This is a genomic window from Desulfosceptrum tomskiensis (assembly GCF_049818055.1).
Classification (GTDB): domain Bacteria; phylum Bacillota; class Desulfotomaculia; order Desulfotomaculales; family JASEER01; genus JBFLVT01.
Map to the genome: position 1 here is coordinate 335,472 of NZ_CP187479.1, position 18,583 is coordinate 354,054.

Here is an 18,583-nt window from a genome sequence, read left to right on the forward strand (position 1 = left end):
GAGCGACGAATTGCACGACCCCCTCGTGACCCGCGGGCATATCGAGGTCTTAAAACTTGCCACACCGGATGAGGTGCGTTTCCTGTCGGCTACGGCGCTTCGGGTCAACGGCATCCTGAAGGAATATCTGGCTGCGAGGGGCCTGCTTCTGGTTGATTTCAAGCTGGAGTTTGGCAAGGATAGTGCCGGCCGGATCCTGCTTGCCGATGAGATCTCTCCCGACACGTGCCGTTTTTGGGATGCCCAGACCAGGGAAAAACTGGACAAGGACCGTTTCCGCCGCGATCTTGGCGGCGTAGAGGATGCCTACGCCGAAGTCCTCAAGCGGCTGACGAGTTAGCCGCTTACAGGACGGGCGTTGGATGTTGGACGTTAGAGACAGAAGAGGGAATTCCCCAAAGGGAATTCCGAATCTAGTAAGTTTTAAGGCTTTAAGGAATTTCCGTATAGAAGTTTTGCCACTTATCTGAGTGCCTAATGCCTGATGCTTAGCGCTTAGACTGGGAGTGGGGTCATGTCTGACTGGTGCGATAAGATGCGCGAGGAATGCGGTATTTTTGGCATCTGGGGTCCGGGAAGAGACGTTGCCAGGCTGACTTATTACGGGCTGTACGCCCTCCAGCACCGGGGCCAGGAGAGCGCGGGCATAGCCGTCGCTGACGGCCGCCGCATCAGGCTGCACAAAGGCATGGGCCTGGTCCCCGAGGTATTTGGCAGCGATACCCTGGATTTGCTGCAGGGAGATATCGCCGTCGGTCACGTGCGCTATTCAACGACAGGAGCCAGCCACCCGGTCAACGCGCAGCCCCTGGTTTTCCACTACGCCAAGGGACAGATCGGCCTCGCCCACAACGGCAACCTTACGAACACCACGGAACTGAGGCGCTACCTGGCATCGACCGGGGCAGTGTTCCAGAGCACGACCGACAGCGAAATCATTGTCAACCTGATCGCCCGTTACAGCCAGCTCAGCCTTGAGGAGGCCATTCTCAAGGCGATGCAGGATATCGAAGGCGCTTATTCCATCCTCATCATCACTGAGGACCGCCTTATCGCCGTGCGCGACCCCCAAGGGTTCCGGCCTCTTTGCATGGGCCGGCTCGGCGACGGGTTTATCGTGGCCTCGGAATCCTGTGCCCTGGATACGGTAGGGGCGACGTTTATAAGGGACGTCGAGCCGGGGGAAGTTATCGTCATCGACAAAAGGGGCGTATCGTCCTGTCACGCGCAGAAGAAGCCGCGGGCCCACTGCATCTTCGAGTACATCTACTTCGCCCGCCCCGACAGCGTTATCGATGGCTTCACCGTAAACCGCATCCGCCGCGAACTCGGTCGCCAGTTGGCGCGCGAGTTCAGGACCGAGGCCGATATCGTGATCGCGGTTCCGGACTCGGGAACGCCGGCTGCGCGGGGATACGCCGAGGAATCCGGGATTCCTTTTGAGGAAGGATTGATGAAGAACCGTTACATCGGGCGGACCTTCATCCAGCCTTCGCAGAATCTCCGCGACGTCGGGGTAAGCTTGAAACTCAACCCGATCCGCGAGGTGCTCGAAGGGAAAAGGGTGATCCTGGTGGACGATTCCCTGGTGCGGGGGACGACGAGCGGCAGGATCGTCCGCATGCTACGCAGCGCGGGGGTTAAGGAGGTACACCTTGCCTTAAGCTCGCCTCCGATTATCCGGTCCTGTTTCTTCGGCATCGATACCTCAAACGAGAAGGAACTGATCGCCGCCCACAAGCCTCTCGACGAGATATGCAGCTATACAGGGGCGGACAGCCTTCATTATTTAAGCCTGTCGGGGCTTCTCAACGTTTTCGGCGATTACAGGGACAATTTCTGCACGGCCTGCTTCAGCGGCAGGTACCCCGTCTCTATCGGCTGTTCGCAGGAGGCCGGGAAGCATGCTCTGGAGGAAGCGAGGGTTTTAGGGTGGCTGAGAAAGGCAGACTGACCTACGCCGGCGCGGGTGTGGACATCCAGGCGGGCAACCGGGCGGTGGAGATGATGCGCGACGCCGTACGGAGCACGCGTCGCCCCGAGGTGCTGGCCGACATCGGCGGCTTCGGCGGTCTTTTTGCTTTGGGGGATAAATACAAGGAGCCCGTGCTTGTTTCCGGCACCGATGGCGTTGGAACGAAATTGAAGGTTGCTTTTGCTATGGATGTGCACGACACGGTGGGCATCGACCTCGTGGCGATGTGCGTTAACGATATTCTGACCCACGGGGCGGAACCGCTCTTTTTCCTGGACTACCTGGCGGTGGGCAAGATGGAACCGGAGAAGGCGGCCGTAATCGTGTCCGGCATCGCCGAGGGCTGCCGCCAGGCCGGGTGCGCTTTAATCGGCGGGGAGACTGCCGAAATGCCGGGGTTTTACGCGCCCGGGGAATACGACATGGCCGGCTTCGCCGTGGGCGTGGTGGAGAAATCGGCCATTGTCGACGGCCGCCGCATCCGTCCGGGAGATGTCCTGGTGGGGCTGGCTTCGTCGGGGCTTCACTCCAACGGCTATTCCCTGGCCCGGAGAGCCATCCTGGAAGTGGGAGACTTTGAGATCGACAATTACCACCATGCCCTGGGTCGTACGGTGGGCGAGGAACTGCTCGTCCCCACGCGGATTTATGTCCGCCCGATCCTGAGCGCCCTGCGGAAGTTTGACATCCGCGGCATGGTCCACGTTACAGGGGGCGGGATCACCGAAAACCTGCCGAGGGTGCTGCCGCAGGGGCTGGCCGCCTTCGTGGAACGCTCGGCCTGGCCGGTCCTGCCCGTCTTCGAACTGATCAGGGAACTCGGTGACGTGGACGAGGCGGAAATGCGCCGGACCTTTAACATGGGCATCGGCTTTATCCTCGTGGTCCCCGCGGACCAGGCCGGAGAGTTGATGGACGATATGCGGGCAGCCGGCGAACAGCCGTACCTAATCGGGCGGATCGACTATGGAACGCGAGGCGTGGTCTATGTTTAGTAGTAGGTAGTCAGTAGTCAGTAGTCGGTAGTCGGATTTAGGATATAAGGAATAGAGACTGAAGGAATTTGGTCTAAGCCAGATTTCAACAAGTATCTGAGTGCCGAATGCTGAAAGCTGAAAGCCCAAGTTACCCGCGTGACGGCAGACAGGGTGTCTGAACAGCCGTAAGGAGATGAGGGGTTTTGCCGGAATTGACTATAGGTGTCCTCGCTTCGGGCCGGGGTTCAAATCTGCAGTCCATTCTCGACGCTATCGGCGAGGGGCGGATTGAGGCGCGGGTGGCCGTCGTGATCAGCGACAACCGCGAGGCTATGGCCCTGGAGCGGGCCAGGTCCCGGGGCATTCCGGCCTTCTTCGTCGATTACAAGGCTTACCCTGCAAAGGCCGATTATGAGCGGGTCGTCGTGCGATTGCTTAATAAGTACGGTGTCGAACTGGTATGCCTGGCGGGTTACATGCGCATCGCCACGCCGGTGCTGCTGGACGCCTTCCCGAACCGCATCTTGAACATTCATCCCAGCTTACTGCCCTCGTTTCCGGGGCTGCACGCGCAGCGGCAGGCCCTCGATTACGGGGTTCGCTATTCGGGCTGCACCGTGCACTTCGTCGATCAGGGCGTAGACAGCGGGCCGATCATTCTCCAGGCCGTCGTTCCCGTGCTCAAGGACGATACCGAAGAGACTCTTTCCGCCCGCATCCTGGCCGAGGAACACAAGATCTATGTCGAGGCGATCAGGCTGTACCAGCGTGGCTGCCTGGAGATAGAAGGGCGACGGGTCAGGATCAAGGACATTGATGAGAACAAGTAATGTTTTGAGGAGGCTCAACCATGCCTGTACGCCGGGCCTTAATCAGCGTATCGGATAAACAGGGGATCGTGGAGTTCGCCCGGGGGCTCACGGACTTCGGCGCAGAGATTGTTTCCACCGGGGGAACGGCCAAAACGCTCCGGCAGGCCGGCATCCCGGTGACGCCCATCTCTGCGGTGACCGGTTTCCCCGAGATCCTGGGGGGACGTGTCAAGACCCTCCATCCCAAGATCCACGGGGGCATCCTGGCGATGCGCACGCCGGAGCACCTCAATCAGCTGGGAGAGTTCGACATCGCGACGATCGACCTGGTGGCCGTCAACCTGTATCCCTTCAAGCAAACGGTTGCCCGCGAGGGCGTGACTTTGGAGGAAGCCATCGAGAACATCGACATCGGAGGCCCGAGTATGATCCGGGCCGCCGCCAAGAACTACCGCTGGGTAACCGTCGTCGTGAACCCCCGGCGCTATGACGAAATCCTGGCGGCGCTTCGCGAGGCCGGCGACACGAGCGAAGACCTTCGGCTGGCCCTCGCCCAGGAAGCCTTTGCGCACACGGCCCACTACGACGCCGCCATCGCCGGTTATCTCGCCGCCTATCCCATCGGTGTGGAGACCTTCCCCGCCGAAGTGGCCTTGCCCTTCGAACGCGTGCAACTGCTGCGCTACGGAGAGAATCCCCACCAGCGGGCGGCTTTTTACCGCAACCTGAACGTCAGAGGGGCATCGGTGGCGACGGCCCGCCAGTTGCACGGCAAGGAACTGTCCTACAACAACATCCTCGACCTGAACGCCGCCTTCGAACTTGTACGGGAGTTCACCGAGCCGACGGCGGTGATCGTCAAGCACAACAACCCTTGCGGGGCGGCGTCCCGCGAGCGCCTCGCCGAGGCCTACCGCCTGGCGTATGCCGCCGATCCGGTCTCGGCTTTCGGCGGCATCGTGGCCGTCAACCGCCCCGTCGACCGCGAGACGGCCGAGGAGATGGTGAAGATCTTCCTGGAGGCCGTTATCGCTCCGGAGTTTGAGCCGGGGGCGCTGGAGGTCCTTAAGCAAAAAGCCGGCTTGCGCCTGCTGGAGACAGGTCCGGTGGGGGCGGGAACGGCCGACCGGTTGGAGATGCGCAAGGTCAACGGGGGGCTTTTGATCCAGGAAACGGACAACGCCCTTTACCGGGAGGCCCACCTGAAGGTCGTCACCATCCACCAGCCCTCTCCGGAAGATTTCGCCGAAATGGCCTTTGCGTTTAAGGTTTGTAAGCACGTGAAGTCCAACGCCATTACAGTAACCAAGGACCGGAGGCTCCTCGGCGTCGGGGCGGGCCAGATGAATCGCGTAGGATCGGCCCGCATCGCCCTTGAGCAGGCCGGCGAAGAGGTCAGGGGCGCGGTGCTGGCCTCGGACGCCTTTTTCCCGTTTCCCGACACAGTGATCGAGGCCGCCAAGTACGGCATCAGGGCGATCATTCAGCCCGGAGGGTCGGTCAGAGACGAGGAATCCATCAAGGCGGCCAACGAGAACGGCATCGCCATGGTGTTCACCGGGATGAGACATTTTAGGCACTAGGCCGTAAACATTGAGCGTTAGGAATCAGAGCATAACCCGTGATTTCCTGATGTGTTATCTACTCAATGCAGTTATCCCCTGGAAAACCCTGGTTTATAGTACCGCAGTATCTACCCCAGCGGTATGAAACCAGCAGTTTTGGCGTTAGTAGAAATTCGGGATGGAAGTGCCTAATGCTTAATGCTAATATGGGAGGCTTACGGCATTGAAGATTCTTGTCATCGGCGGGGGCGGGCGCGAACATGCCCTGGTCTGGAAGCTTAGCCAAAGCCCGCGCGTCACCGAAATCTTTGCGGCGCCGGGCAACCCGGGCATGCTCGGTTCCGCCGCCTGTGTCCCCATCCAGGCCGAAGATATTCCCGCCTTGCTGGAGTTCGCCAAAAAGGAACACATCGACCTGACGGTCGTTGGGCCGGAGGCGCCTCTTGTCAAGGGTCTTGCCGACGTCTTTGCGGAAAACGGACTCAGGGTTTTTGGCCCTGAAAGGCGCGCGGCCCAGCTGGAAGGCAGCAAATCCTTTGCCAAGGAAGTCATGCTTGCCGCCGGGGTTCCTACGGCCGCCGCCCAGGTTTTCGACAACTATGCCGAAGCCGACAGTTACATCAGGGCGCTGCGCGGCCCTTGCGTGGTTAAGGCTGACGGTCTGGCCGCCGGCAAGGGGGTAATCGTGGCCCAGAGGCCGGTGGAGGCCCTGCAGGCCGCCGAGGACATGCTGGTTAAGGGCGCTTTCGGCGAGGCCGGCTCCAGGATCCTGGTGGAAGAGGTCCTGGAAGGTGAAGAGGCAAGCCTTTTGGCCTTTACCGACGGGAAAACGGTGCTGCCCTTGCTTCCCGCCCAGGACCACAAACGGATTTACGACGGCGATCTCGGCCCGAACACGGGGGGCATGGGCGCCTACGCCCCGGCTCCGGTCTGCCCGCCCGCGATGATTTCCAGGGTGGTTGAGGAAATCATTGTCCCCACCGTCAAAGAACTGAAGTCGCGGGGCATCGTCTACCGCGGCGTCATCTATGCGGGCTTGATGATTACCGGCGACGGGCCGAAGGTCCTGGAATTCAACGTTCGCTTCGGCGACCCGGAAGCGCAGCCGCTGCTTGCGCTGTTGAAGAACGACCTGGCCGACGTCTGTGAAGCCGTCATCGAGGGAAGGCTGCATGAAATCGAGCTTGCATGGGAGGAAGGCGCGGCAGTCTGTGTCGTTCTTGCCGCCCAGGGTTACCCCGGGGCTTACCCGAAGGGAGACCTGATCAGCGGGCTGGAGGAGGCCGCGAAGGACGCCATGGTCTTTCACGCCGGCACCGCGCTGCGCAACGGCAAGATCGTGACGGCCGGCGGAAGGGTGCTCGGGATCACCGCCAGGGGCCGGGATTTAAACGAGGCGATCGATCGGGCTTACCGTACGGTGAACAAGATATCCTTTGAAGGTATGCATTTCCGGAGGGATATCGCGCAGAAAGCACTTAAATAGCGTTCAGCATTCAGCGTTCAGCATTCGGATAAGGATTTTCCCATTCTGGGCCGAGTGCCGAGTGCGCCCAGCACTTAAATGGAAGAGATGAGTTACAGCCAGACCTGTCTTCTGGTGTCTCAAAGACTATGATTTGCTCTAAAGGTAAGGGCTCTGGGAGTTAAGTGCTGGGCCCATAGGGGGAGTGTCGTTTTGCTTAAGATAGTGGAATCAGGAACGGCTGACGTTCTCACCCGCCGCTCTTTTGAGGCCCCGGACGAGATTATCGAGCGCGTGGCTGCGATCGTGGCGGAGGTTAAGGAGCGCGGTGATGAAGCGCTCATAGACTTTACCGCGCGTTTTGACGGCGTTGCTATAGAGGCCGGCGAGCTGCGGGTCACGCCGGCCGAGGTGGAAACGGCTTACCGCCTCGTCGAACCAGATTTCCTGGAGGCCCTGAAGGCCGCCAAGGAGCGCATCCTGGCTTTCCATCGCCGGCAACTGCCCGCTTCCTGGTTCGATGCGACGGACGACGCTTTTGCCGGTCAACTCGTCCGTCCTCTGGAAAGGGTTGGCATCTACGTTCCGGGAGGTACGGCGACTTATCCCTCTTCCGTGTTGATGAACGCCGTCCCGGCCGGTGTGGCCGGCGTAGGGCAGATCGTCATGGCAACCCCGCCCGGCAGGAACGGTACGATTAATCCGCACACCCTTGTAGCCGCCGCTGAAGCCGGGGTGACCGAGATTTACCGGGTGGGCGGCGCCCAGGCCGTAGCCGCCCTGGCTTTCGGCACGGCAACCATCCGTAAAGTGGACAAGATCACCGGACCGGGCAACATCTACGTAACCGTGGCCAAGAAGCTGGTTTTCGGGCAGGTCGGCATCGATATGCTGGCCGGGCCCAGTGAAGTTGTAGTTATCGCCGACCGTTCCGCGGATCCCGGCCTGGTGGCGGCCGATCTCCTGGCGCAGGCCGAACACGACGTGCTGGCCCGGGCCATCCTGATCACCACCAGCTGGGAACTGGCGGCGAAAGTCCGGGACGGGCTGGCCGCTCTGGTGGAGACCATGGATCGTCGAGAGGTGCTGGAGAAGGCGCTCAAAGAAGGGGCGCTGGCCGTTGTCGCCAAGGACCTGGATGAGGCGGTGGCCCTGGCCAACCGGTTCGCTCCCGAACACCTCGAATTGATGGTGGAGGACCCCTTTGCCCTGCTCGGCAAGGTCAGGCACGCCGGAGCCGTTTTTCTGGGGGATTGCACGCCGGTGGCTCTCGGCGATTACGCCGCGGGTCCCAACCACGTCCTTCCCACGGGGGGGACGGCCAGGTTCTTCTCGGGCCTGGGGGTTGAAACCTTTCTTAAAAGAATCAACGTCTTCTCCGCGGGCCGGGACGCATTCCGGGAATTGGCCGGCTGCGTGTCCAGGCTGGCGGAGATAGAGGGGCTGCCGGCCCACGCCTGGGCCGTCAACGTACGCAGAGAGGGGGCGGAGGATTGATGCCGGACGAGATAAAAGAGCTCTTAAGGTCTGAACTCAGGGACCTGGTTCCGTACCACGTGCCGGCTTACAAAGGCGTTATCAAGCTGGACGCCAACGAGAACAATTTTGAGTTTCCCCCTGCGGCCGCCGCCGACATCGCGAAAAGGATACGCTCCGAGATATACAACCGCTATCCCGACAGCGAGGCCCGGAGCCTGCGGCAGGCCCTGGCCTCCCGCCACGGCATCGATATCGGCCAGGTGATGGTCGGCAACGGTTCCGACGAACTGATCCTGGACCTGATGCTGGCCTTCGCCGCCGGAGCCAAGGTGCTAATCGCCGTGCCGACCTTCAGCATGTATGCCATCCACGCCGTCATCGCCGGGGCGCAACCGGTACCGGTCGCCCGCCGGGAGGACTTCAACCTTGACGTCGAGGCCCTTGTTTCCGCAGCGGCGGACCCGGACGTTAAAATGATCGTCCTTTGCACGCCCAATAACCCCACCGGCAACGTTATCCCGCCGGAGGAACTGGAAACGGTTTTGCGGGAGAGCCGGGCGATGGTGGTGGTAGACGAGGCTTACATTGACTTCGGGGGCGTTCCGGCGCTGCCCCTCGTCGCCATGTACCCCCGGCTGGTGTTGCTGCGGACCTTCTCCAAGGCCTTTGCCCTTGCCGGGCTGCGCGTGGGATATCTCCTGGCGCAGGAACAGACCGTCGAGGCGCTGTGGCGGGTGAAGCAGCCGTTTAACGTCAACAGTTTTTCGCAACTGGCGGCCGAGGCCGTGCTCGCGCATCGAACCGAGTTTGAAGAGCGCATCGCTCTGATTATCAGGGAGCGGGACCGCTTGTACGCCGCCCTTCAAGCGATGCCCGGGGTGGAGGCCTACCCTTCGGAGGCCAACTTCATCCTGTTCAGGACCCCGCTGCCCGGCGGGAGAGTCTACGAGGAGTTACTGGCCAGGGGCGTGCTGGTCAGGAACCTGGACGGCCCGCGGCTTGAACGTTGCCTGAGGGTCTCGGTGGGGAAGCCCAAGGAAAACGATTTCTTCCTGGGAGCCCTGGACGATGTCCTTAGAATCTATAAATAGTTTAAGGAAAGGGATAGAAGGGGGTATGGGGCATTGCGCAGGGGCGAAGTGCACCGCCAGACGGGCGAGACCGATATCCGGGTGGAAGTGATGATCGACGGTAACGGGGGATATGAACTGCAGACGGGTATCCCGTTCTTCGAGCACATGCTCGCCTTGCTGGCCAAGTTCAGTTCCTTCGATTTAAAGATCAAGGCCCGTGGGGACCTGCAGGTCGACGCCCACCACACCGTCGAGGACGTCGGCATCTGCCTGGGCGAGGCACTGGCCAAAGCTCTCGGGAACAAGGCCGGGGTCAGGCGTTTCGGGCACGCCGTCGTGCCTATGGACGAATCCCTGGTAATGGTGGCCCTCGACTTGAGCGGCAGGGGATACCTGGCTTTTGAAGTCGGTATCCCGGCTTCGAAAGTCGGCGATTTTGACACCGAACTGGTGGAAGAGTTCCTGCGCGCGCTTGCGCATAACGGGCGCTTCAACCTGCACGTCCGGAGGCTGGCCGGCGGGAACAGTCACCACATCATCGAGGCTGTTTTCAAGGGCCTGGGGCTGGCCCTGGGCGACGCGGTGGCCATTGACGCCGGTAGAGGAATCCCTTCGACGAAGGGCGTAATAAACTGAACAGGGTGAAATAAGTTGATTGTCATCATCGACTACGGTATGGGCAACCTGCGCAGCGTGCAGAAGGGTTTTGCCAAGGTGGGCTGGGAAGCCGGGATTGTGTCGGAGCCGGAAGCCCTGGAGGCCGCTCGCGGCGTTGTCCTGCCCGGGGTGGGGGCCTTTGCCGACGCCATGCGGAACCTGAGAGACATGGGGATGGACCTTGCCATCCGGCGGGCGATAGACGCCGGAAAGCCGTTTCTCGGCATTTGTCTCGGCCAGCAGCTCCTTTTCGAGTCCAGCGAAGAGTGGGGACGCAGCCGGGGCCTCGGCGTTTTCCGCGGGACCAACCGGCGGCTCCCGGAAAGCGTGAAAGTCCCGCACATGGGCTGGAACGAGGTGGAAATCAGGCGTCCCTCGCCCATTTTTGCGGGGATACCCGACCGCACGCGTTTCTACTTCGTGCATTCGTACCATGTACAGCCTGTCGATGACGAAATCATCCTGGCCGAGACGGAGTACGGCGTGCGCTTTGCTTCGGTGGTCGGCCGGGGCAATGTTTTCGGCATACAGTTCCACCCGGAGAAGAGCAGCGGCTTCGGGCTGCAAATCCTGCGGAATTTCGGAAAGTTGGTGAAGGATGCTAGTATTTCCGGCGATTGACCTGCGCGGGGGGCGATGTGTCCGCCTCATCCAGGGGCGTCTTGACAAGGAGACCGTTTACAGCAACGACCCGGCGGCCGTGGCCCTGCGGTGGCAGGAGCAGGGCGCGGAGTACCTGCATGTCGTCGACCTCGACGGGGCTTTCGCCGGGCAGCCCAGGAACGCGGAAGCGATAAGCACGATCATCCGGGCGGTCAGGATACCCGTGCAACTGGGCGGCGGGATCAGAAATATGGAGACCGTGCGCGGCTACCTCGGGCTGGGGGTGGAGCGCGTTATTTTGGGAACGGCCGCGGTGAGCGATCCCGCCTTCCTTGGCGAGGCCCTCGCCGAGTTTGGGGAGCGCATTGTCGTCGGCGTGGACTGCCGCGACGGGCGGGTCTGCGTCGAGGGGTGGGGCAAGGCCGTCGCCAGGGACTACCTGGATTTTCTCAAAGAAATCAGCCGTCTCGGAGTAAAACGCATTGTTTTGACCGATATCCGCCGGGACGGGATGCTGCAGGGGCTGAACCTGGCCTCCATCGAGAGGGCTTGCCGGGAGACAACCCTGAAGGTGATCGCCTCCGGCGGAGTGGCCGGCATTAACGACATCAAGGCCCTGAAGGCCTTGAGCCTCGAGGGGATAGAAGGCGTGATTATCGGAAAAGCCCTTTATGCCGGGACGATCAAGCTGCGGGAAGCCCTGGCGGTGGCGAAAGGGGAATAAGAGTTGTTAGCCAAGCGCATCATTCCCTGCCTGGACGTGACGGGCGGGCGCGTCGTCAAGGGCGTAAACTTCGTCGATCTGCGCGATGCGGGGGACCCCGTCGAACTTGCCGCCTTTTACGACCGTGAAGGCGCCGACGAGGTTGTGTTTCTGGACATTACGGCGTCATCCGACGGGCGGGACATCATGCTCGACGTCGTGCACCGTACGGCGGAGGAGGTTTTCATCCCGTTCACCGTCGGCGGGGGCCTGCGCAGCGTCGAGGACATCCGTTTGATGCTGGCGGCCGGAGCTGATAAGATATCATTGAATACCGCCGCTGTGAAAAACCCTTCGCTGGTTGCCGAAGGAGCTGAAAAATTCGGCGCCCAGTGCATCGTGGTCGCCATCGACGCCAAGCAGACGGCTCCGGGCAAGTGGGAGGTCTTCATTCACGGGGGCCGCACCCCTACAGGGATCGACGCCCTGGAGTGGGCGCGCCGGGTCGAGGCTCTCGGCGCGGGCGAGATCCTGCTGACCAGCATGGACCGCGACGGCACCAAGGACGGCTACGACATCGCTTTAACGAGGGCTGTGGCTGACGCCGTCAGGATCCCGGTCATCGCCTCGGGAGGGGTGGGCAACCTCGAGCACATCGCGGAAGGACTCACCGACGGCGGGGCGGATGCCGCCCTGGCGGCCTCGATCTTTCACTTCGGCGAGTACTCGGTCCGCCAGACCAAAGAGTTCCTGCGCGAGCGGGGGATACCTGTACGACTGTAGCAAGTCGGTAGTCGGTAGTCGGTAGTCAGGGGACGGGTTTGGGTTCGGAGTACCGGAAAGTGTGATTATAAATTATAAGCTTTTAGGCATATAAAGTAAGAATTAAGGGATTTGGCTTCAGCCAAATCCCAACAAGTATCTGGGTGCCGAATGCGAGTGCCGGGTCAGACGTAGAACGAAGATGTTACGACGAGGCTCTTGTGCGAGTTGATTGATCATATTACGATTTGGTTTTTCCCAGGGAGGGATGGAGCAGGTGGGTTTCAAGATAGATAAGCTGAAGTTCAACCAGGACGGTTTGATCCCGGTGATCATCCAGGACGTCAGGACGAATAAGGTCCTGATGCTGGCTTACATGAACAGGGAAGCCCTTGAAAAAACGATGCAGTCCGGCGAAACGTGGTTCTGGAGCCGCAGCCGCCAAAAGCTGTGGCACAAGGGCGAGACCTCCGGGCACGTCCAGCGGGTGGATGAGATCTTTTTTGACTGCGACGCCGACACGCTGCTGATCAAGGTGGAACAGCACGGAGCCTGTTGTCACGAAGGATACAGCACCTGTTTCCATTACAAGATCGCCGAGAGCGGCGTCGCCATCGTCGGGGAGATGGCCTTCGACCCGAGTTCGGTCTACAGTAAGGAGGTGCAAAGGGATGCCGCGGCGGCCGACCAGCCTCCCGCCCGGCCCCAGGCGGCGGTTCGGGATGAGAAGAGTGTCGACAGCGTAGCTATCCTCAATGAACTGTACGATCTTATTGTCAGCCGCAAGAGCCAGAGACCCTCGGGAGCCTATACCAGCTACCTGTTTGATAAGGGCCTGGATAAGATCTTGAAAAAGATCGGGGAGGAGACTTCCGAGGTCATCATCGGGGCAAAAAACCACATCCGCGAGGAAGTGGTCTACGAGGTCGCCGACCTTTTCTATCACGTGATGGTCCTCCTGGCGGACCAGGGTATTCACCTCAACGAGGTGATGCGGGAACTGGAGAACAGAAGGAAATAGAAGCTGTTGGCCGTCAGATGTTGATGTTTGATGTTGGTTATCGGGCATAGGTAAGAAGAGCCCGGGCGACGAGTGCCCGAGGTTTAGTGCCTAAAGCCCAACGCCCAGTGCCCAGCGCTCAAAGCCTAATCCAAGTGTCCGGAAGGCTGCGGATAATCCGCAGCCTTCCCGTTTGTGGTATAATCTTCTAGGTATTTACCCAGGATGGATATAGATTAAACTGGAGGACTTGCTATTTGGACTTGTTAGACCAGCTCAACCCGGCGCAGGCCCGGGCCGTCACTCATCCGGGAGGACCTCTCCTGGTGGTGGCCGGGGCGGGGAGCGGCAAGACCCGCGTCTTGACCTGCCGCGTCGCCTACCTTATGCGCCACCTGGGCGTGCCCGCGCACCAGATTCTGGCTATTACCTTCACCAACAAGGCGGCGCGGGAGATGCGCGAGCGCATCGAGAAACTGGTGCCCTTTGCGGTCCGGGACATCTGGATCTCGACTTTTCACGCCGCCTGCCTGCGCATCCTGCGGCGCGACATCGCCGCCCTGGGTTACGACCGCGGTTTCGTCATCTACGACGAGGGCGACCAGCAGACCGTCGTCAAGAGCTGCCTGGCCGACCTGGACCTCGATCCCAAGAAGTACCCTCCGCGCGGTATGCTGACCGCCATTTCCCATCAGAAAAATTGGCTGGTCGACGCCGAAGAATACGCGGCAGGGGCCGACGGCTACTGGGAAGAACTAGTCGCTCAAGTTTACAAGCGCTACCAGGAGCGCCTGCGGGAGAACAACGCCCTGGATTTTGACGACCTGCTCTGCATGACGGTACGCCTCTTCCGCGAGATCCCGCAGGTGTTGGAGTATTACCAGGAGCGCTTCCGCTACATTCTCATCGACGAATACCAGGACACCAACCACGCCCAGTACGTCCTTGTCAACTTGCTTGCCAGGCGCGACCGCAACCTGACGGTCGTCGGGGACCCGGACCAGTCGATTTTCGGCTGGAGGGGGGCCGACCTACGCAACATCATGGATTTTGAGCGGGACTATCCCGAGGCGACCGTCGTTAAGCTGGAGGAGAACTACCGCTCGACGGGACATATCCTGGACGCCGCCAACAGCGTCATCCGGCATAACCTGGAACGTAAGGAAAAGAAACTTTGGACCAGCAAGGACAGAGGCGAGCCCCTGCGCCTGTTTAAGGCCCCCGACGAACAGGCTGAAGCCCGGTTCATCGCCGACCGCATCCGCTGGCTGAGGTTTTCCGGGCAGAGGAAGTACCGGGAATTCGCCGTGCTCTATCGCACGCATGCCCAGTCGCGCGTGCTGGAGGAAGTTTTCCTGCGTAACGGCATCCCTTACACCATCGTGGGGGGGCTGAGTTTTTACGAGCGCAAAGAGATCAAAGACCTTCTGGCCTACCTGAGGGTCATCGTCAACCCGGCCGACGCGGTGAGCTTGGAGCGGATCATCAACGTTCCGCGGCGGGGGATCGGTAAGGCCTCCCTGCAAAAGTTTTTTGCGTTCGCCTATGACGCAGGAATCAGCCTGGGTAACGCCCTGCTGCGGAGCGGGGAAATCGCCGGACTTTCCCAAAAGGTGTCCCGGGAGATGACCGAACTGGGACGAAAAATCGCCGCATGGCGTGAACAAGCCGAGAGCGGGGTGACCTCCATCGTGCGCGACGTGCTGGAAGGAACGGGATACTGGCAGGAACTGGTCAACGAAAAGTCCGTCGAGGCGCAGACACGCATGGAGAACCTCGCGGAATTTCTGTCCGTGACGAGACAGTTTGACGAGGCTAAGGGCGGCAGCCTGCTGGAGTTCCTCAACGAGCTGGCGCTGGTTACCGACCTTGACCGGTACAACCAGGACGATGACCAGGTGACGCTGATGACGCTGCACTCGGCCAAGGGGCTCGAGTTCCCCGTCGTTTTTCTCGCCGGACTTGAGGACGGCGTCTTCCCGCTATCCAGGGCCCTGGCCGAGCCGCGGGAACTTGAAGAGGAAAGGCGGCTGTGCTACGTAGGGATCACGCGGGCCCGGGAGCTGCTCTTCCTGACCTGCTGCCAGAGCAGATGGCTGTACGGCAACGTGCATTATAACCAGCCGTCGCGGTTCCTCCTGGAGATACCGCCGGAGTTGGTGGCCCAGGAAGGGGAAGCGGCGCCGGTGGGAGCCGAAACGAAGCCGACCGGCCCCGCGGATACGGTTTCGTTCTGTGACGGCGACAGGGTACGCCACCAAAAATGGGGGGAAGGCGTGGTTGTCCAGGTCGTGGGGGAAGGAAGCGATATGCAGTTGAAGGTGGCGTTTCCGAAGCAGGGGATCAAGACACTGCTCGTAGCCTACGCTCCCCTTGAAAAACTCAATCCTGGCGGATTGAGCAGTAGTTATCGGAAGGGAACACTGTGATTAGATGGAACGTTTGCTGCTGGTAGCTGTCCTGACGGCCCTGATTCACGCCGTTAACACCATGGCTTACGGCGTGCGCCTGGTGGGCGTGCGCACCCAGCGCCTGGCTACGGCTGTTTCGCTTTTCAACATCGTCTTTTTGGTGGCCAGCGCCGCGAACATGATCCAGGCACCGCTGCTCTCGTCGCTGGTGGAGCAGGTTATCAATACGGCGCTGAGCGCGGCTTCTCCAGGCGGGGACCTTTTCAGCAACCCGGTTTACCGGCAAGGGCTGCAAAGCCTCGCCGGGGACCTCCGCAGCGTGATCCTGGCCGCTTCGCTGGGGACGCTGGCCGGCGGCATCCTGATCCCGCCTTTCGTACGCATTCTGTCGCGCGCCGTGCTTTTTTTCGACGAGGTCGGTTCGGTGCCCCGCATGCTTGCCGCCGCCGTTCTTTCTCCGCGCCGCACCCTGCGTTTTTTAAGACAGGTACAGCTTCCCAGGCCGGGGCGCCTGTTGCGCGGCACGGCCCGGGAACGCCGGCGGCTCCCGGCGACCTTCCTCCTGCTGAACGTCGTTGTCACCGGGATCTACACGATCGGCGTACTGTCGGCCCTGTACGCCGGGGCGCTCTTCCCGGAATTCCGCGGGACGGCCATTCTGCTCTCGGGAATTGTCAACGGCATCGCGACGGTGCTGATCGCCACCGTAGTGGACCCGACCGCGGCGCGCATCACCGACCAGGCCGCTAGAGGGGCGCGCCCGGAAAAGGACGTGCAAATCATGGTCGCGTATCTTACAGGCACGCGCTTTTTGGGCACAATATTCGCACAGGCGCTGTTGCTTCCGGCGGCGGAACTGATCAAGGCGGCGGCCGTCTTTATAGTCCCATAACGGTTCAATCCTTGGGATTGAACCGGCTATAGGCCGTAGCCGTAAGACTCCCCAGCACTCAACTTAGGGAGTCAAGTTCCAGGTAACAGTAAACTACTAGCGTCTCGAAGACTAACAGTTAGCTTTCAAGGAGCCAACAGCCAATAAGGGTGTGGGATCTTGGACGTTGAGCAAGCCAAAAAGCGGATCGACGAGCTGCGGGAACTCATCGAGTACCACAACTACAGGTACTACGTTCTGGACGACCCGGAAATCACGGACGCGGAATTCGACGCGCTGATGCGCGAGCTGATGGCCCTGGAGGAACAGTGGCCGGAACTGGTCACGCCGGATTCGCCGTCCCAGCGGGTGGGCGGGAAACCCCGGGAAGGCTTCGCCACCATCAGGCACGTGGTGCCGATGCTCAGCCTGGCTAACGTCTTTGACGCCGGGGAGCTCGCCGAGTTCGGGCGGCGCGTCGAAGCGGCGCTGCAGGGCCGGGAGGTCGCCTATGTGGTGGAACTAAAGGTGGACGGCCTGGCCGTTTCCATCCAGTACGAGGACGGCGTTTTCGCCAGGGGAGCCACGCGCGGCGACGGGGAGATAGGAGAGGACATTTCCCCGAATCTGAAGACGATCCGGACGATCCCGCTGCGTCTGCGCCATCCTGTCCCCGGCTTGCTGGAGGTCCGCGGGGAGGTGTTCATGTCCAAGGAGTCCTTCGCCCGCTTAAACGAGCGGCGCGAGGAGGCCGGGCAGCCCCTCTTTGCGAACCCGCGGAACGCGGCCGCCGGGTCGCTGCGTCAGCTTGACCCGAAGGTCACCGCGCACCGCCAGTTGGATATCTACGTGTACGGCGTGGGTTATCACGAGGGCACGGCCCCGGAAACGCATGCCAAGGTGCTTGCGTGGCTGGCCGAACTGGGTTTCCACGTTAACGAGCACATCCGCCGTTTTACGTCGCTTAATGAGGCTTTAGCCTACTGCGAGGAATGGGAGGAAAAGCGTTTCGAGTTGCCGTACGCCATTGACGGCATGGTCATCAAGGTTGACTCCCTGGCCCAGCAGGAGCAGCTGGGCGCCACCCTGAAAAGCCCCCGGTGGGCGGTGGCCTACAAGTTCCCGGCCGAGCAGGCCGAGACCACGGTGGAAGACATCATCATCCGTGTCGGCAGAACCGGCGTCCTGACGCCGACCGCGCTCCTGACCCCGGTCAGCCTTGCGGGGACGACGGTCAGCAAGGCCAGCCTGCACAACGAGGACATCATCCGCGAGCGGGATATCCGTATCGGCGACAGGGTCATCGTCCACAAGGCGGGGGAGGTGATCCCGGAGATCGTGCGCTCCCTGCCCGAGAAACGCAGCGGCGGCGAAATCGTTTTCCGCATGCCCGACATCTGTCCTGTCTGCGGGACGGGCGTGGTCCGGCTGGAAGGGGAAGCGGCGCGGCGGTGTCCCAACATCGCCTGCCCGGCGAGGCTCCGCGAGAACCTGCTCCATTTTGTTTCGCGCAACGGCATGGACATCATGGGCGCCGGCCCCGCCCTGATCGACCAGCTGCTGGAGCGGGAAATGGTCCGCGACGTCGCCGATCTTTACCGGTTGACCGTTGAGGACCTGGCTTCCCTGGAACGCATGGGCGAGAAATCGGCCCGCAAGATTCACGAAGCCATCGCCGGGAGCAAGGAAAACGACCTCTGGCGGCTCATTTTCGGGCTCGGCATCAGGCACGTTGGCGAAAAAGCCGCCAAGACCCTGGCCAGCCGCTTCCTCTCCCTGGAGCGGCTTATGGAAGCAAGTATTGAAGAATTGACGGCCATTCCCGAAATCGGCCCCAAAATCGCCGAGTCCGTGACCGAGTTCTTCAGCCGCGTGCAAAACAGAAGGGTTATCGCCAGACTTATCGAGGCCGGCGTCAACACCCGCCGGCAGGCGCCCGCCGAAGCGCGCGACCTTCCCCTGTCGGACAAGACCTTTGTACTTACGGGCACGCTTACCGAAATGACGAGGCAGGAAGCGACGGAAGTCATCGAGTCTTTGGGCGGAAAAGTAGCATCAAGTGTCAGTAAAAAGACCGATTTTGTCGTTGCGGGCGAAAATCCGGGTTCCAAACTGCAAAAAGCGCGGGAACTTGGCGTTAAAGTATTAGATGAGAACGAGTTTAAGCAATTGATCGCAAATCATTAAAAGGAAGCGCAAAATATCGCCCTAACGTAAGAATTTTTACCTG

At 60.9% G+C, this 18,583-nt stretch carries 15 protein-coding genes and 1 pseudogene; all 16 read left to right on the top strand.

Translation table 11 applies throughout. The features are described from left to right. Nucleotide 1: 1 nt before the first annotated feature. A pseudogene (locus ACPV0M_RS01750) lies at nucleotides 2-340 on the top strand (phosphoribosylaminoimidazolesuccinocarboxamide synthase); the annotation flags it as partial. A 174-nt stretch (nucleotides 341-514) separates the two neighbouring features. After that, the gene (gene purF / locus ACPV0M_RS01755) at nucleotides 515-1,954 is read left to right on the top strand and encodes an amidophosphoribosyltransferase (protein WP_425621280.1); all 1,440 of its coding nucleotides are present in this window, start codon (nucleotides 515-517) and stop codon (nucleotides 1,952-1,954) included. Beyond that, the gene (purM, locus tag ACPV0M_RS01760) at nucleotides 1,933-2,970 is read left to right on the top strand and encodes a phosphoribosylformylglycinamidine cyclo-ligase (RefSeq protein WP_425621281.1); all 1,038 of its coding nucleotides are present in this window, start codon (nucleotides 1,933-1,935) and stop codon (nucleotides 2,968-2,970) included. Before purF ends, purM begins: the two co-directional genes overlap by 22 nt. 185 nt (nucleotides 2,971-3,155) lie before the next feature. Continuing rightward, nucleotides 3,156-3,782 carry a phosphoribosylglycinamide formyltransferase gene (gene purN, locus ACPV0M_RS01765; protein WP_425621282.1) on the top strand — a complete coding sequence of 209 codons (627 nt, stop codon included), beginning with the start codon at nucleotides 3,156-3,158 and terminating at the stop codon, nucleotides 3,780-3,782. Nucleotides 3,783-3,802: 20 nt separating this feature from the next. After that, complete coding sequence (gene purH, locus ACPV0M_RS01770) at nucleotides 3,803-5,347, top strand: bifunctional phosphoribosylaminoimidazolecarboxamide formyltransferase/IMP cyclohydrolase (protein ID WP_425621283.1); 1,545 nt, start codon at nucleotides 3,803-3,805, stop codon at nucleotides 5,345-5,347. A 205-nt stretch (nucleotides 5,348-5,552) separates the two neighbouring features. Then, entirely contained in the window at nucleotides 5,553-6,815 is a 1,263-nt protein-coding gene (gene purD, locus ACPV0M_RS01775) for a phosphoribosylamine--glycine ligase (RefSeq protein ID WP_425621284.1), read from the top strand. A gap of 192 nt (nucleotides 6,816-7,007) precedes the next feature. Further along, on the top strand, nucleotides 7,008-8,291 hold the full coding sequence (hisD, locus tag ACPV0M_RS01780) for a histidinol dehydrogenase (protein ID WP_425621285.1): 1,284 nt from the start codon (nucleotides 7,008-7,010) through the stop codon (nucleotides 8,289-8,291). After that, nucleotides 8,291-9,364, top strand: a complete 1,074-nt coding sequence (gene hisC / locus ACPV0M_RS01785) for a histidinol-phosphate transaminase (protein ID WP_425621286.1) — start codon at nucleotides 8,291-8,293, stop codon at nucleotides 9,362-9,364. The genes hisD and hisC overlap by 1 nt, the downstream gene beginning before the upstream one ends. Before the next feature lie 90 nt (nucleotides 9,365-9,454). Beyond that, entirely contained in the window at nucleotides 9,455-9,982 is a 528-nt protein-coding gene (gene hisB / locus ACPV0M_RS01790) for an imidazoleglycerol-phosphate dehydratase HisB (protein ID WP_425622233.1), read from the top strand. A gap of 15 nt (nucleotides 9,983-9,997) precedes the next feature. Further along, nucleotides 9,998-10,624 carry an imidazole glycerol phosphate synthase subunit HisH gene (hisH, locus tag ACPV0M_RS01795; protein WP_425621287.1) on the top strand — a complete coding sequence of 209 codons (627 nt, stop codon included), beginning with the start codon at nucleotides 9,998-10,000 and terminating at the stop codon, nucleotides 10,622-10,624. Further along, nucleotides 10,602-11,330, top strand: a complete 729-nt coding sequence (gene hisA, locus ACPV0M_RS01800; protein WP_425621288.1) for a 1-(5-phosphoribosyl)-5-[(5-phosphoribosylamino)methylideneamino]imidazole-4-carboxamide isomerase — start codon at nucleotides 10,602-10,604, stop codon at nucleotides 11,328-11,330. The genes hisH and hisA overlap by 23 nt, the downstream gene beginning before the upstream one ends. Nucleotides 11,331-11,333: 3 nt before the next feature. Then, a complete protein-coding gene (gene hisF / locus ACPV0M_RS01805; protein WP_425621289.1) occupies nucleotides 11,334-12,092 on the top strand; it encodes an imidazole glycerol phosphate synthase subunit HisF in 759 nt (252 codons plus the stop codon). A gap of 256 nt (nucleotides 12,093-12,348) precedes the next feature. Continuing rightward, nucleotides 12,349-13,092, top strand: a complete 744-nt coding sequence (gene hisIE / locus ACPV0M_RS01810) for a bifunctional phosphoribosyl-AMP cyclohydrolase/phosphoribosyl-ATP diphosphatase HisIE (RefSeq protein ID WP_425621290.1) — start codon at nucleotides 12,349-12,351, stop codon at nucleotides 13,090-13,092. Between the two features lie 236 nt (nucleotides 13,093-13,328). Further along, nucleotides 13,329-15,500: a DNA helicase PcrA gene (gene pcrA, locus ACPV0M_RS01815; protein ID WP_425621291.1), complete on the top strand. Its 2,172-nt coding sequence runs from the start codon at nucleotides 13,329-13,331 to the stop codon at nucleotides 15,498-15,500. A gap of 4 nt (nucleotides 15,501-15,504) precedes the next feature. Further along, nucleotides 15,505-16,374, top strand: a complete 870-nt coding sequence (locus tag ACPV0M_RS01820) for a lipid II flippase Amj family protein (RefSeq protein WP_425621292.1) — start codon at nucleotides 15,505-15,507, stop codon at nucleotides 16,372-16,374. Nucleotides 16,375-16,533: 159 nt separating this feature from the next. Then, entirely contained in the window at nucleotides 16,534-18,540 is a 2,007-nt protein-coding gene (ligA, locus tag ACPV0M_RS01825; RefSeq protein ID WP_425621293.1) for an NAD-dependent DNA ligase LigA, read from the top strand. Nucleotides 18,541-18,583 lie beyond the last annotated feature (43 nt).

Bases quoted from the DNA above. Each gene is read 5' to 3' on its own strand.
- hisB (WP_425622233.1), top strand. From the start codon at position 9,455: ATGATCGACGGTAACGGGGGATATGAACTGCAGACGGGTATCCCGTTC.
- ACPV0M_RS01820 (WP_425621292.1), top strand. From the start codon at position 15,505: ATGGAACGTTTGCTGCTGGTAGCTGTCCTGACGGCCCTGATTCACGCC.
- hisC (WP_425621286.1), top strand. From the start codon at position 8,291: ATGCCGGACGAGATAAAAGAGCTCTTAAGGTCTGAACTCAGGGACCTG.
- purH (WP_425621283.1), top strand. From the start codon at position 3,803: ATGCCTGTACGCCGGGCCTTAATCAGCGTATCGGATAAACAGGGGATC.
- purF (WP_425621280.1), top strand. From the start codon at position 515: ATGTCTGACTGGTGCGATAAGATGCGCGAGGAATGCGGTATTTTTGGC.
- hisA (WP_425621288.1), top strand. From the start codon at position 10,602: ATGCTAGTATTTCCGGCGATTGACCTGCGCGGGGGGCGATGTGTCCGC.